13 protein-coding genes and 6 tRNA genes are annotated in these 14,491 nt (G+C 48.1%); 17 read left to right on the forward strand and 2 right to left on the reverse strand.

Annotation, left to right across the window (positions count from 1 at the left end):
- Positions 1-20 precede the first annotated feature (20 nt).
- The 8 genes from DXD12_RS13990 (at position 21) to DXD12_RS14025 (ending at position 7,819) form a co-directional block, all read left to right on the forward strand.
- The gene (locus DXD12_RS13990) at positions 21-917 is read left to right on the forward strand and encodes a ribokinase (protein ID WP_118492118.1); all 897 of its coding nucleotides are present in this window, start codon (positions 21-23) and stop codon (positions 915-917) included.
- 169 nt (positions 918-1,086) lie between these two features.
- On the forward strand, positions 1,087-2,457 hold the full coding sequence (locus tag DXD12_RS13995) for a sodium-dependent transporter (RefSeq protein ID WP_118638548.1): 1,371 nt from the start codon (positions 1,087-1,089) through the stop codon (positions 2,455-2,457).
- Between the two features lie 375 nt (positions 2,458-2,832).
- A complete protein-coding gene (gene rsxC, locus DXD12_RS14000; RefSeq protein WP_107001559.1) occupies positions 2,833-4,158 on the forward strand; it encodes an electron transport complex subunit RsxC in 1,326 nt (441 codons plus the stop codon).
- Between the two features lie 13 nt (positions 4,159-4,171).
- Positions 4,172-5,113, forward strand: coding sequence for an RnfABCDGE type electron transport complex subunit D (locus tag DXD12_RS14005; protein ID WP_107001558.1), 942 nt, complete (start codon positions 4,172-4,174; stop codon positions 5,111-5,113).
- Entirely contained in the window at positions 5,113-5,721 is a 609-nt protein-coding gene (locus DXD12_RS14010) for an RnfABCDGE type electron transport complex subunit G (RefSeq protein WP_107001557.1), read from the forward strand. The genes DXD12_RS14005 and DXD12_RS14010 overlap by 1 nt, the downstream gene beginning before the upstream one ends.
- Positions 5,722-5,735: 14 nt before the next feature.
- Positions 5,736-6,437, forward strand: a complete 702-nt coding sequence (locus DXD12_RS14015; protein ID WP_022359778.1) for an electron transport complex subunit E — start codon at positions 5,736-5,738, stop codon at positions 6,435-6,437.
- Positions 6,437-7,012, forward strand: a complete 576-nt coding sequence (locus DXD12_RS14020) for an RnfABCDGE type electron transport complex subunit A (RefSeq protein ID WP_107001556.1) — start codon at positions 6,437-6,439, stop codon at positions 7,010-7,012. The genes DXD12_RS14015 and DXD12_RS14020 overlap by 1 nt, the downstream gene beginning before the upstream one ends.
- Before the next feature lie 15 nt (positions 7,013-7,027).
- Positions 7,028-7,819, forward strand: coding sequence for an RnfABCDGE type electron transport complex subunit B (locus DXD12_RS14025; protein ID WP_022359780.1), 792 nt, complete (start codon positions 7,028-7,030; stop codon positions 7,817-7,819).
- A 139-nt stretch (positions 7,820-7,958) separates the two neighbouring features.
- Here DXD12_RS14025 and DXD12_RS14030 read toward each other — a convergent pair whose 3' ends face one another.
- A complete protein-coding gene (locus DXD12_RS14030; RefSeq protein WP_117795137.1) occupies positions 7,959-8,402 on the reverse strand; it encodes a hypothetical protein in 444 nt (147 codons plus the stop codon).
- A 293-nt stretch (positions 8,403-8,695) separates the two neighbouring features.
- On the opposite strand from DXD12_RS14030, the gene DXD12_RS14035 reads away from it, so the two are divergent.
- Positions 8,696-8,917, forward strand: a complete 222-nt coding sequence (locus DXD12_RS14035) for a peptidase M50 (protein WP_107001555.1) — start codon at positions 8,696-8,698, stop codon at positions 8,915-8,917.
- Between the two features lie 56 nt (positions 8,918-8,973).
- Positions 8,974-9,585 carry a class I SAM-dependent methyltransferase gene (locus DXD12_RS14040; protein WP_117795139.1) on the forward strand — a complete coding sequence of 204 codons (612 nt, stop codon included), beginning with the start codon at positions 8,974-8,976 and terminating at the stop codon, positions 9,583-9,585.
- 362 nt (positions 9,586-9,947) lie between these two features.
- Here DXD12_RS14040 and ychF read toward each other — a convergent pair whose 3' ends face one another.
- Positions 9,948-11,045, reverse strand: coding sequence for a redox-regulated ATPase YchF (gene ychF, locus DXD12_RS14045; RefSeq protein ID WP_117795141.1), 1,098 nt, complete (start codon positions 11,043-11,045; stop codon positions 9,948-9,950).
- Positions 11,046-11,532: 487 nt separating this feature from the next.
- Here ychF and DXD12_RS14050 point away from each other — a divergent pair.
- The 7 genes from DXD12_RS14050 (at position 11,533) to DXD12_RS14080 (ending at position 14,237) form a co-directional block, all read left to right on the forward strand.
- Positions 11,533-11,616, forward strand: a tRNA-Leu gene (locus tag DXD12_RS14050).
- 4 nt (positions 11,617-11,620) lie between these two features.
- Positions 11,621-11,704, forward strand: a tRNA-Leu gene (locus tag DXD12_RS14055).
- A 166-nt stretch (positions 11,705-11,870) separates the two neighbouring features.
- A tRNA-Leu gene (locus DXD12_RS14060) sits at positions 11,871-11,954 on the forward strand.
- Between the two features lie 4 nt (positions 11,955-11,958).
- Positions 11,959-12,042: transfer RNA gene (locus tag DXD12_RS14065), tRNA-Leu, on the forward strand.
- Between the two features lie 166 nt (positions 12,043-12,208).
- Positions 12,209-12,292 (forward strand) — tRNA-Leu (locus DXD12_RS14070).
- Positions 12,293-12,296: 4 nt separating this feature from the next.
- Positions 12,297-12,380: transfer RNA gene (locus DXD12_RS14075), tRNA-Leu, on the forward strand.
- 99 nt (positions 12,381-12,479) lie between these two features.
- Positions 12,480-14,237, forward strand: coding sequence for a S8 family peptidase (locus DXD12_RS14080; protein ID WP_118638549.1), 1,758 nt, complete (start codon positions 12,480-12,482; stop codon positions 14,235-14,237).
- The last annotated feature ends 254 nt before the right edge of the window (positions 14,238-14,491 follow it).

Below are 14,491 nucleotides of genomic sequence, written 5' to 3' on the forward strand. Positions count from 1 at the left end.
CGGAGAGAGAGGGGAGCAGAGTGAAGGTATTGAATTTTGGTTCACTGAATATTGATTATACGTATCAGGTGGATCATTTTGTAAGAGCGGGAGAGACGATGTCCTCCGAGTCGCTGCAGGTATTCAGCGGCGGCAAAGGGCTGAATCAGTCGATCGCGCTGAGCAAGGCGGGCGCAGACGTATGGCACGCCGGAGCTGTCGGAGCCGGGGATGGAGATTTCCTTATCGAGCAGATGAAGAAGGCGGGCGTCCACACGGAGTTGATCGAGCATCTCGACGGGCAGACAGGACACGCGATCATCCAGAAAGATCCGGCAGGGCAGAACTGCATTCTGCTGTATGGCGGTGCCAACCAGCGGATCACGAGGGAAATGGTGGATCGCGTCCTGACACAGTTTGAGGCGGACGATTTCCTGATTTTACAGAATGAGATCAGCGAGATCGGCTATATCATGGAGAAAGCCCATGAAAAAGGCATGAAGATCGTTCTGAATCCGTCCCCGATGAATGCGAAGATCCTGTCCTATCCGCTGGAATATGTGGATTACTTCTTATTAAATGAGGTGGAGGCGTCGGATATCTGCGGCATTGAGGCAACCAAAGATCCGCAGGCGCTGATGAACGGATTGGTAAAACGGTTCCCGGAGGCGAAGATTGTCCTGACACTCGGCGGCGATGGTTCCGTGTACCGCGATGGCGACACAGTCCTTCGTCAGGGAATCTATAAAGTGCCGGTTGTGGACACGACGGCGGCAGGCGATACATTTACCGGTTATTTTATCGGCGGCTTACAGCTCGGTGAAGACCCGAAGACGGCGCTGGAACATGCGGCAAAAGCGGCAGCGATCGCCGTTTCCCGCCCAGGAGCAGCTCCGTCGGTGCCGAACCGGGAGGAAGTCGAGACGTTTGAAGGATAAAAAGCACCTGAAAACTTGTCTTTTAAAACAGAATATAGTAAAATACCATTTGGTGGCGTTTCCGAAATTCGGGCTGGTACCGGGATTTGCGGAGGCGCCTCTTTTTTGTGCCCGTCTGACTCTTGTCAGTGTGGGCCTGTAGAAATAAAAAAGGAGAAGGTAAGTAGAAATGGGAAGAGAACGTTTTTCCTCTCGGCTGGGATTTATCCTGATTTCCGCGGGCTGTGCGATCGGTCTGGGAAATGTGTGGAGATTCCCGTACATCGTCGGTCAGTATGGCGGCGCGGCGTTTGTACTGATTTATGCGGCATTTCTGGTGCTTTTAGGTCTTCCGATCATCGTTATGGAATACTCGGTCGGCAGAGCGAGCCAGAAGAGTGCGGCGCTTTCATTTGATGTGCTGGAGCCAAAGGGTACTAAGTGGCATTTTGAAAAATGGTTCGCGATGGCGGGCAACTATGTCCTGATGATGTTTTATACGACGGTAGCCGGATGGCTTCTGCTGTATGTGTTCAAGATGGCGAAAGGCGATTTCGTGGGTCTGGATGCGGACGGTGTAGCCGGGGAATTTGGCTCTGTATTGGCAAATCCGGGACTGATGACGGTATTTATGCTGCTCTGTGTCGTATTCTGTTTTTTCATCTGTGCGATGGGACTCCAGAACGGCGTTGAGAAGATCACAAAGATGATGATGGTCTGCCTGTTATTCCTGATGGTTGTGCTGGCAATCAATTCGGTGCGGATGGAAGGCGGACGTCCGGGACTTGAATTTTACTTAAAGCCGGATTTTGGCAAGATTCAGGAGGTTGGTGTCGGCAAGGTCGTATTTGCGGCGCTGGGACAGTCGTTCTTCACGTTGAGTATCGGTATCGGTGCGATGGCGATTTTTGGAAGTTATATCGATAAAGAGCGCAGCCTGACCGGCGAGGCGATCAATGTACTGGTCCTTGACACGCTGGTAGCGTTTATGGCGGGACTTATCATTTTCCCGGCGTGTGCGGCTTACGGTATCGAGGCAGGACAGGGACCAAGCCTGATCTTCATCACGCTGCCGAATGTATTTAACCACATGGCAGGCGGACGTTTCTGGGGCACGCTGTTCTTTGTCTTTATGACCTTTGCGGCGGCATCAACGGTCACAGCGGTATTCCAGAATATCGTATCCTTTGCAACGGATCTGACTGGCTGTTCGATCAAAAAGGCAGTCTGCGTCAATCTGGTGGTGATTGCGGTCCTGTCGCTTCCGTGCGTGCTGGGTTTCAATCTCTGGAGTGGTTTCATGCCGTTCGGAGAGGGCAGCAACGTGTTGGATCTCGAGGATTTCATCGTCAGCAACAACCTGCTTCCACTCGGAAGTCTCGTTTACCTGATGTTCTGTACCAGCCGGTATGGATGGGGATTTGAGAATTTTCTCAAGGAGGCAAATGAGGGAAAAGGCGTGAAGTTCCCGCGCCAGGTGCGAGCGTATGTGACATATGTCATTCCACTGATTGTGCTGTTTATTTTTGTGCAGGGGTACTGGAGTAAGTTTTTCCAGTAGACTGTGCAGCTCTTTAGGTAACGAGAAAAAAGGAAAGTCCGGCAGAGGCAAACTCCGCCGGACTTTCCTTTTTTCGCCAAGGCTATTGACATAGTATTTAAGGGAAAGTTTTACGGGATTTTTACACAGTTTTGTTGATTCTGTATAAACAAAAGCTATATTATAACCATTTGTATTAATTTTTATACAGAGTGAAGGGGGCAGAAGATTCATTTTTCAATTGTGAATTTTTTTTACCTGTGTTATACTATACGCGGTAGATTCTAGCTCCTACGCCCGATAATATTTTCACAATTTCGGCAGAAAAGGCATCTGACGGGAGGTGAATGGGTGGAGGATGAAGGAAAATTTAGTAAGAGAAAGAGGGTTTAATTGATGGGTTTGGCTACATTTATAGGCGGCATTCATCCATATGAGGGTAAAGAACTGTCTGAGGATAAGCCGATCAAGGTTCTCGAACCGTTACAGGGCGAGATCATGGTTTATCCGCTGTCCCAGCACATTGGCGCACCTGCGAAACCACTGGTAGCGAAGGGCGATCACGTGCTGAAAGGCCAGATCATTGCAGAGGCAGGCGGATTTATTTCCGCAAACGTACTCAGTTCTGTTTCCGGTACGGTAAAGGGAATCGAGTCCAAGCTGGTTGCTAATGGTGCAATGGTTCAGTCAATCCTGGTGGAGAATGACGGTGAAGAAGAGGCGATTGAGGGCTTCGGAACAGACAGAGATGCAACAAAGCTGTCGAAAGAAGAGATCCGTAAGATCGTTAAGGATGCTGGTATCGTCGGCCTGGGCGGCGCTGGTTTCCCGACACATGTAAAGCTTACTCCGAAGGATGAGAACGCAATTGATTACGTTATCGTCAACGGTGCAGAGTGCGAGCCGTACTTAACCAGTGACTATCGTACCATGATGGAGCGTCCGGAGCAGATTATCGGCGGCCTGAAGGTTATGCTTCAGCTGTTTGACAATGCGAAGGGTGTTATCGGTATCGAGAACAACAAGCCGGAGGCTATCAAGAAGCTGACGGAGATGGTAAAGGACGAGCCGAGGATCGAAGTATGTCCGCTGCTTACCAAGTACCCGCAGGGTGGTGAGCGTACACTTATCTATGCAGTGACAGGACGTGAGATCAATTCTTCCATGCTGCCGGCAGATGCAGGCTGTATCGTAGACAATATTGATACCGTTGCTTCTATTTATAATGCAGTATGCAAGACAACTCCGCTGATCCGCAAGATCATTACGGTAACCGGTGATGCCATTGCAGAGCCGCAGAACTTTGAGGTACGTCTTGGTACCAACTATCAGAGACTGGTAGAGGCAGCAGGCGGCTTTAAACAGGAACCGGAGAAAATGATTTCTGGTGGTCCTATGATGGGACAGGCTCTTTTCAGCCTTGACTTCCCGGTAGCGAAGACTTCATCTGCTCTGACCACCTTTACCAAGGACCAGGTAGCAGCGATGGAGCCGTCAGCATGTATCCGTTGCGGACGCTGTGTAGGCGTTTGTCCGGAGCACCTTGTACCTCCGCTGATGATGAAAGCATCTACGGCTCACGATCTTGAGAAATTCCAGAGCTTAAACGGCATGGAATGCGTTGAGTGCGGATGCTGTGCATATGCTTGTCCGGCAAGACGGCCGCTGACCCAGGCATTCAAAGAGATGCGTAAGGCAGTAGCAGCCAGCCGCAGAAAGTAGGAGGTGGGAAGAAATGGAAAAATTATTAAAAGTATCGTCATCACCTCACGTTCGTGACGGAGTTACGACACAGCGCCTGATGTTTGACGTTGTGATCGCCATGATTCCTGCCAGTGTTTATGGTGTATGGCAGTTCGGCATGAATGCACTTCTGGTTCTGATCGCTACCGTGATCGCCAGTGTGGCAGCCGAGTATCTTTATGAGAAATTAATGCACAAGCCGATTACGATTTCGGACGGCAGTGCAGTTGTTACCGGCATGATTCTTGCACTGAATATGCCGCCGGAAATCCCGGTTTGGATCCCGGTTCTTGGTGCATTCTTTGCAATCATCGTTGTAAAACAGCTTTATGGTGGTCTGGGACAGAACTTCATGAACCCGGCACTGGCAGCCAGATGTTTCCTTCTGACTTCCTTCGCTCTGTTTATGAATAACTTCTCATCCGCAAAGCTTGGATTTGACAGTCTGACAGGTGCAACTCCGCTGGCACAGTTAAGAGCCGGTGAGACAGTGGATCTGGCATCCCTGGTAATCGGACGTATCCCGGGAACTATCGGTGAGGTATCTGTAATTGCCCTGCTGATTGGTGCGATTTACATGGTAGTCCGCAAAGTTATCAGCCCGGTTATCCCGCTGATTTACATTGGAACCGTATTTGTATTTACATTCCTGTTTGGTGGATTCAACCTGACCTATTCTCTCAGTGAGATCTGTGCAGGTGGTCTTATCTTCGGTGCATTCTTTATGGCAACCGATTATGTAACGAGTCCTCTGACTCCGAAGGGACAGATCGTATACGGACTGATCCTCGGAATCGTAACCGGAATCTTCCGTCTCTGGGGTGCTTCTCCGGAGGGCGTTTCCTATGCGATCATCTTCAGCAACCTGCTGGTACCGCTGATTGAGCGCTATACGCTTCCGACAGCATTTGGAAAAGGAGGTCAGAAGAAATAATGAACCAGATTATCAAAAATACAATCATCCTTTTCGTTATTACTCTGGTAGCTGGTATCTGTCTGGGAACAGTACATGATATTACGCTGGATCCGATTGCACAGGCACAGGAGGCAGCAGCTACTAAAACTTATCAGGAAGTTTACCCGGATGCGGCAAGCTTTGATGAACCGCAGGAGCTGGCTGACGCAGTAACTGCTGCAGCGGACAGCATCTCTGAGTGGGGATTTGGAAAAGTTACCATCAATGATGCAAAAGAAGCGCTGGATGCAAGCGGCAACCAGATCGGTTACCTGATTACCTCTACCTCCGCAGAGAGCTACGGCGGCAACGTGCAGATCGCAGTTGGTATCAGCAACGAGGGCGAGCTGACCGGTATCGGTTTCTTAAGCATCAGCGATACGCCAGGTCTTGGTATGAGAGCCAAAGAACCGGATTTCAAGGATCAGTTTATCGGCAAGAAAGCTGAGAACCTGGAAGTTACAAAGACAGGCGCGTCTGCAGATAATCAGATTGAAGCCATCAGTGGTGCAACGATCACTTCCAAGGCAGTCACCAACGCGACAGATGCAGCTATCTATTTCGTGGCTAACTGCCTGGCACAGTAGGAGGTGGAAAGATTATGAATAAATATGTAGAGCGCTTATATAACGGTATCTGGAAAGAAAACCCGATTTTCGTTCAGATGCTGGGTCTGTGTCCGACCCTGGCGGTAACCACTTCCGCCATCAACGGTGTCGGCATGGGACTTTCGACAACCGCCGTACTGATTGCGGCGAACTTTCTGATTGCATTGCTTCGTAAGATCATTCCGGACGGCGTACGTCTGCCGGCAGAGATCGTAGTCGTAGCATCCTTCGTAACCATCGTAGATATGTTGATGGAAGGTTTCGTTCCAAGCTTATATGCTTCCCTGGGACTTTACATTCCGCTGATCGTAGTTAACTGTATCATCCTTGGCCGTGCCGAGGCATATGCTATGAAGAACGGTCCGATCCTGTCTGCATTTGACGGTATCGGTATGGGACTTGGATTTACAGTTGCTCTGGCACTCATCGGTTCTTTCCGTGAGCTTCTGGGTGCAGGTACTATCTTTGGTATCCAGATTATGCCGGCTTCCTATCAGCCGATCTCAATCTTCATCCTGGCGCCGGGTGCATTCTTCGTACTGGCTTGCCTGACTGCTCTTCAGAATCGTCTGAAGATGCCGTGTGCAACAAACGGTTCCGTAAAAGAGAAGAAGAAGGGTGGCTGCTGCAGCGGCGACTGCTTAAGCTGTGCTGGTCATGATGCAGAAGTTAAGAAGGAACAGGAGGAGAAGTGATGAAAGAATTACTTATTATTGCGATAAGCTCGGCGCTGGTCAGCAACGTCGTACTGAGCCAGTTCCTCGGTATCTGCTCCTTCGTCGGCGTATCCAAAAAAGTTGAAACAGCAGCTGGTATGGGTGGTGCGGTTATCTTCGTTATTACCATCGCATCCATCGTTGCAAACCTGATTTATCAGTTCGTTCTGGCACCGCTTGGTATCGATTACCTGAAAACCATCGTTTTCATTCTCGTTATCGCAGCACTGGTTCAGATCGTTGAGATGTTCTTAAAGAAGTGCATGGTTTCCCTGTATAACGCGCTGGGTGTATTCCTTCCGCTGATTACAACAAACTGTGCCGTTCTTGGTGTTGCCCTGACAAACGTCCAGAACGGATATGGATTTTTACAGAGCGTGGTAAATGGTGTTGGTACAGCCGTTGGTTATACCATCTCCATCGTGCTTCTGGCAGGTATCCGTGAGCACATCGAGGGAAATGATATCCCGTATAACTTCCAGGGATCTCCTATCGTACTTGTAACGGCTGGTCTGATGGCGATTGCATTTCTCGGATTTTCCGGATTACTGTAGAAGGAGGAGACGAAAATGGATATGAATTCAATCATTATCGCTGCTGTCGTGATCGCGGCAGTCGGCATCATCGTTGGTGTCGGTCTGGGTCTGTTCGGCGCGAAATTTAAAGTTGAAGTAGATGAAAAAGAGGCAGCTGTCCGTGAAGAGCTTCCGGGCAACAACTGTGGTGGCTGTGGTTACCCGGGCTGTGATGGTCTTGCAAAGGCCATCGCAGAGGGCAAAGCTCCGGTCAATGCCTGCCCGGTCGGCGGCGCTCCGGTTGGCGAGAAGATCGCTGCTATCATGGGTGTAGAGGCTGGTTCCTCTGAGAAGAAGGTAGCTTTCGTTAAATGTAAAGGTACCTGCGACAAGACAAAAGTACAGTACGAGTACCATGGTATCGAGGACTGTGCGAAGGCATCCGTTGTACCGGGTGGCGGTGCAAAGGCATGTTCTTACGGCTGTACCGGTTTCGGTACCTGTGTGAAGGCATGTAAATTCGATGCAATCCACGTGGTAGACGGCGTAGCGGTTGTAGACAAAGAGAAGTGTGTAGCGTGTGGTGCCTGCGTGGCAGCCTGCCCGAAACACCTGATCGACCTGGTACCGTACAAGGCAAAACATCTGGTACAGTGCAGCTCCCACGATCGTGGACCGGCTGTCAAGGCAGCCTGCCAGGTTGGCTGTATCGGCTGTACGCTGTGTACCAAGCAGTGTAAGTTTGACGCAATCCATATGGATAACAACGTAGCTGTTATCGATTATGAGAAGTGCGTAAACTGCGGAGCTTGTGCAGCGAAGTGCCCGGTTAAGGTTATTCAGTAAATAACGTAAATGAATACGCGTGACTATGAAGGTACTGAACAGTCACGAATACGGAAGTAAAACGTCCGGTTGAACCGTTTGGAAAGACGGTTCAGCCGGACGTTTTGATTAGAAGAAGCTATATGGAGTGATATGAAACTTAAAGGATCGCTTTCGCCAGTGCGGTATGTATCACATTTAAGAGTGCCTGTGAGGTATACTGGCTGCCGCTTTCAAAGGAGAGATTTTCAAGCGACTGCGTGCTCACGATCTGCTCCGAGAGATGCGAAGCGGAAGGGGAGAGCAGCGGGTACATAGTTTCGATGGAATCACTTAAAGGACGGCAGGTAACAGAGGTGATTTGGGTGGAATCAACCGTGACTTCGACATTGACTGCTTGGCTGCCAAGTGTCAGGGTAGAACTGTACATGCCTGGCAGATAGTGGATACCAGCCGCAGCAGGGGCAGAAGCACTCTGTGTCTTCCTTCCAGGACGGAACATGATGAGGAGAAGCGCGATGAGAAGAAGCCCCAGCCCGATAAAGATAGCAGTATAAATAATCTCTTTCATGCGGAGTACGACAATTTTTGTTTTTGAACTCATAAGAAAGCTCCGGAATTCGTTTAGTACAGTGTATGAGACGGTTTGAGGGAAAATGAAAGAATATGATTTGTTATAAAAATAAAAGTCCCTATTTACATTTGTGTGTCTGATGTATCAACAGTATAATGATACATTTCACAAATTGCGTATGCGATTAGAAAATCAAGTAGTCCAAATTCCATAAAATGAAATTTTAGGGCAAATTACAGACATTAGCTTGGCTGTAGTATTTTTAAACAACATGTGTTAGACTACTGTTATACTAATCGGTATTTAACGAGGAGGTAATGATTATGAGTAGAAATATAAAAGGTGGTTTTTTAACATTAAGTGGTGTTGTTGGTATTGTGGGAATGATAATAGTGGCAATGCAAAATCCAGCAACTGAATGGGTAACGCCACCTGGAAGAATGATTGTAAGTATTTTAGAAAATGGATTATTGATTCCTACGGTTTTATTCCTTGTTCTTTTTATTTATGGATTGTATATTCTCCTAACGGAGAAAAACGATTGAGCAATACCGGTTTGTCGAATTAAGAAAACCGGTATTTGTGGAGGAGGAATTCTGTAATGAAATTTTTTGAAAATACCCGTAAGCCACAAGGCTTCGGCGGAAAATTGATGACGAAGATGATGAACAGCGGTCACGCCAAATTATCGCAATGGGGATTCTCAAATATCTCCGCGAAGTCTGATGCTGAAGTTCTGGACGTCGGCTGTGGCGGCGGAGCAAATATTGCGGTCTGGCTTGATAGATGTGGAAATGGCCACGTGACAGGAATGGATTATTCTGAGGTTAGTGTGGCAGAATCTCAAAAATTGAACGCCCTCGCCATTAAACAAGGGAAATGTAATGTAGTTCAAGGAGATGTATCTGCTATACCCTTTTCTGACGCGACTTTTGATTATGTTTCTGCCTTCGAAACAGTTTACTTTTGGCCAGGATTAGTAAAATGCTTTTCCGAGATCAACCGTGTGCTAAAAAGCGAAGGCATATTCCTGATTTGTAACGAGAGTGACGGAACGAATGCCGCAGATGAAAAATGGACAAAGATGATCAATGGTATGAAGATTTACACATCTAAACAACTTGTTGCCGCTTTGAAAGAAGCGGGTTTTACAGAGATCAAAACGTATTCAAATGCAAAAAATCATTGGATAAGTATTGTTGCAACGAAATAGCCAAATTCCAGTTTGTCAATTACAGGTGACATTGAAAGAGTCAGCCCATTCAAGGTGCTGGCTCTTTCAAAAATTCAAATCTAATAAATTGCACGACAACTTAGAGTAAAAATGAATACCCATTAGCCAGAAATGAATAAAAGAGTGGTGTTTCGTATAATTATGAGTTAGTATGCATCAGACACACTTTTGTAAAAAGGGAGAAATAAAAAGAGCTGCCATCCGTTGATATGCTTTGATAGGATCCCCCATGTTTTCGTACGGTCAGCGCAGTAAATGCGCAAACCCAAACAGTTACCCCAAATCTACGAAAAGGGAATCTGATCAGCGGATGGCAGCTTCTGAGATTTTATGACACGATATTAAACATTGAAGCGGAAGAGTACGACATCGCCGTCCTTCACCACGTAGTCCTTGCCCTCCATGCGTACCAACCCTTTTTCTCTGGCTGCATTATAGGAACCGCAGTCTAAGAGATCCTGATAGTTGACTACCTCAGCTTTGATGAAGCCACGCTCAAAATCGGAGTGGATTTTTCCAGCTGCTTGCGGTGCTTTGGTGCCGACTTTGATGGTCCATGCACGGGTCTCAGTTTCACCGGCAGTCAGGTAGCTGATAAGGCCAAGAATGCGGTAGCTGGCTGCAATCAGTTTTTCAAGACCGGATTCAGTCAGACCGAGATCTTCGAGGAACATTTTCTTCTCATCTTCATCTAACTCAGCGATCTCCTGCTCAATCTGGGCGCAGATAACAAATACCTCGCTGTCGTTCTCAGCTGCAAATTCGCGAACCTGTTTTACATATTCATTGGAAGCACCGTCATCTGCCAGATCATCCTCGGATACGTTGGCAGCGAAGATAACCGGTTTCCAGGTTAAGAGATCCAGCGTATTGATGAACGCGAGTTCATCCTCATCCTCCGGCTCAAAGCTTTTTGCCAGTTTGCCATCTTCCAGGTGAGCATACAGTTTCTTTAAAGTTTCCAGTTCTTTGGCCAGAGCCTTATTTCCCATGGCACTCTTGGTCGTCTTGGCGATACGGCGTTCCAGAACCTCCATATCGGAGAAGATAAGCTCCAGGTTGATGGTTTCGATATCGCGGAGCGGATTGACGCTGCCGTCTACATGGATAACATTTGGATCCTCAAAGCAACGGACAACGTGTACGATCGCGTCTACCTCACGGATATTGGCAAGGAACTGGTTTCCAAGACCTTCGCCCTTGGAAGCGCCCTTTACCAGACCAGCGATATCAACGAACTCGATCACAGCCGGAGTGATTTTGGCAGAATTATAAAGAGCTGCTAACTGACCCAGACGCGGATCTGGAACCGGTACGACACCGACGTTCGGATCGATGGTACAGAACGGGTAATTGGCAGACTCAGCGCCAGCCTTGGTCAGAGAATTAAACAGTGTACTTTTGCCTACGTTTGGCAGACCTACGATACCTAATTTCATTTTATGATTTACCTATCCGAAAATCCTTTGCTTATCAGGATTTCCGCCTTTCTTTCGGTTTCTTATTGCGCCTTTTTACGCCCTTTTTGTAATGTTTCTTAATTTTAATGAAAGAAATCAATGCAACTATGTATTATAGCAGAAAGACAGCGCTTTTTCAATCTCAAAGGAGACATTTTGTGGCTATAGGAATGCAGAAATGGTTACTGGGCACGCATGCGTGAACAGTAACCAGAAATGTGTAATGGTTGTCTGTTTTCCTGTTTAAGAAGTAAGAAAGGATTTTTTAAGGGAGCTGCGGAGTGGTAGGATAGGGCTGAAATACATGATTTTGCAGTAGAAAGAAACTATAAAAATATAGGAATAATTAGAACAAATAAAAAAAAATAAAAAAAACAAAAAAATGCTTGCATTCGCGGAGCGCCTGTGCTATACTAAGCTTCGTCAGTGAGTGACTCACTCGACAGGCAAAAATAAAAAGCAGTAAGCGGGAGTGCTGGAATTGGCAGACAGGCAAGACTAAGGATCTTGTGGGTGTATGCTCGTGTGGGTTCAAGTCCCATCTCCCGCAGTAAGCAGAAGTGGCGGAATTGGCAGACGCGCACGGTTCAGGTCCGTGTGATGGCAACATCATGAGGGTTCAAGTCCCTTCTTCTGCATGACTGATAGCCCGGTACAGAGATGTGCCGGGTTTTTGCTATACTCTGATTCAATAAATTCAGATATAAATTTGCGGAAAACAGGCTTGCAATTTAAATGAAATTGTGCTATACTACTCTTTGTCGGTGAGAAAATCATCGGACAGAGAAAATTGAAAAACAGTAAGCGGGAGTGCTGGAATTGGCAGACAGGCAAGACTAAGGATCTTGTGGGTGTATGCTCGTGTGGGTTCAAGTCCCATCTCCCGCAGTAAGCAGAAGTGGCGGAATTGGCAGACGCGCACGGTTCAGGTCCGTGTGATGGCAACATCATGAGGGTTCAAGTCCCTTCTTCTGCATGACTGATAGCCCGGTACAGAGATGTGCCGGGTTTTTGCTATACTCTGATTCAATAAATTCAGATATAAATTTGCGGAAAACAGGCTTGCAATTTAAATGAAATTGTGCTATACTACTCTTTGTCGGTGAGAAAATCATCGGACAGAGAAAATTGAAAAACAGTAAGCGGGAGTGCTGGAATTGGCAGACAGGCAAGACTAAGGATCTTGTGGGTGTATGCTCGTGTGGGTTCAAGTCCCATCTCCCGCAGTAAGCAGAAGTGGCGGAATTGGCAGACGCGCACGGTTCAGGTCCGTGTGATGGCAACATCATGAGGGTTCAAGTCCCTTCTTCTGCATGATCGATAGCCCGGTACAGAGATGTACCGGGTTTTGTTTTGTTAAAAAAATAGATAGAATATGATGCTGGGATTTGCCATATAAGCATAAACTGTAAAATGAGTGAATTAGTGAATGGCAAGAGCCAGAAAAAAGAAAACCTTTTAAACTTATCTTTGGATGCGACAGAAGCGGAACGGGAAAAGTCCCCGGCACTTCAGATGGGATACGACCAGAATACGAAACGCTGGGAATTAATCATTCAATATAATGGAACTGTGGAAAAGTTGCAGGAACAGCTGCCGCAGGCGGAAATTTATCCACTTTCCGGCGGCTACGCGATTGTGCGGCTCCCTGAATCGCAGGTGGATGATCTGGCAGGATTATCACAGGTTGAGTATATAGAAAAGCCGAAGCGTCTTTATTTTGAGGTGAACCGGGCGATTCGGGATACCTGTATTGCGCCGGTGCAGAGCGGAAATCAAGTCTCTCAAAACGTGTATGGCAGAGATGCTGATTTAAGTGGTCGAGGCACATTGACTGCCATCATCGACTCCGGAATCGATTATTTCCATCCGGACTTTCGAAACGCAGATGGAACGACGCGCATCGCCGCACTTTGGGATCAGGAGCAGAACCGGATTTATACGCGGGAGGAGCTCAACCGGGCATTGGAGGCGGGCAGCCGGGAACGCGCTTACGAGATCGTCCAGTCGCGGGATGTGAGTGGGCACGGGACGGCAGTTGCGGCGATTGCAGCCGGAAATGGCTGGGAGGGCGGCGGACACTACCGGGGAGTAGCCTGGGAGAGTGAACTTCTGGTCGTGAAGCTTGGAACGCCGCTTGCGGATTCATTTCCCAGGACAACAGAGCTGATGCGGGCGTTGGACTATGTGGTGGGAATCGCACAGGAATGGCGGATGCCGGTGGCGGTGAATCTGAGCTTTGGAAATACCTACGGTTCTCATGACGGAACCAGCCTGCTGGAGACGTATCTAAATTCGATGGCAGAGCGGGGGCGGACTTCCATCATCGTGGGAACCGGAAATGAAGGATACAGCATGGGACACCGGGCGGGATTTCTGCAGATGGGACGTCCGGTGGAGATAGAGCTTGCAGTGGGGGAATATCAGACGGGCTTCGGTGTGCAGCTATGGAAATTGTATCAGGACCGGTTTTCAGTAGAAATTTTCAGCCCGGGCGGCAGCAGCACCGGGCTGATCCGGGAATCGTTGGGAGCACAGCGGCTTTCCTATGAGACGGAAGAGATTCTTCTATATTATGGGATGCCGAGTCCATACAGTCAAGCGCAGGAGATTTATCTGGATTTGATTCCAAAAGAAGCCTACATTCAGGACGGGCTCTGGAAAATCCGTCTGATTCCAGAAGAAATACGGGATGGTCAGTATGATCTGTGGCTGCCAGCGGGCATGGCACTGAACAGGGAAACACGTTTTTTGACGGCATCGCCGGACACGACGCTGACAATCCCATCGACCGCCAGCCGGGCGATCTCGGTGGGGGCGTACGATGACGCCACGCAGGCGTATGCAGATTTTTCCGGTCGTGGATTTGCAAGATTGGGGCATCCGATCAAACCAGAGCTGGCGGCACCTGGTGTAAATATCATCACCGCCCGCGCAGGCGGCGGATATGAGGCGGTGACAGGAACTTCCTTTGCCGCTCCATTTGTGACCGGATCGGCGGCGCTGATGATGCAATGGGGGATTGTAAATGGGAACGATCCCTACCTGTATGGGGAGAAGCTGAAAGCATATCTCATCCGCGGGGCGCGGAGTCTGCCGGGGGAGACGGTATATCCGAATGAGCGGGTGGGGTATGGGGCATTGTGTCTGGAGCGAAGTTTCCCGTTGTAAAAACAATAGGAAGTGCAAGGTGCACAAAAAACAATAAATGAAATTGTAAATTATATTTAAAGTGTTAATTGAATTTTCTGCTCAAAAGAGTATAATTTACATGATATAAAATGCAATGAGCATGGAAAGACATAAAAGAACGGAAATACAGAGAGTCACTGGATGGATCGGGAAAGCTGTTGGGATAGAAAATTCGCCTTTGTTATCCGACTGGATAGCAGAGGCGTTTTTTTATAAATAAACAAAGGAAAGAG

Origin of the sequence: Clostridium sp. TF11-13AC, assembly GCF_003481065.1 — a bacterium.
GTDB classification, from domain to species: domain Bacteria; phylum Bacillota; class Clostridia; order Lachnospirales; family Lachnospiraceae; genus Otoolea; species Otoolea fessa.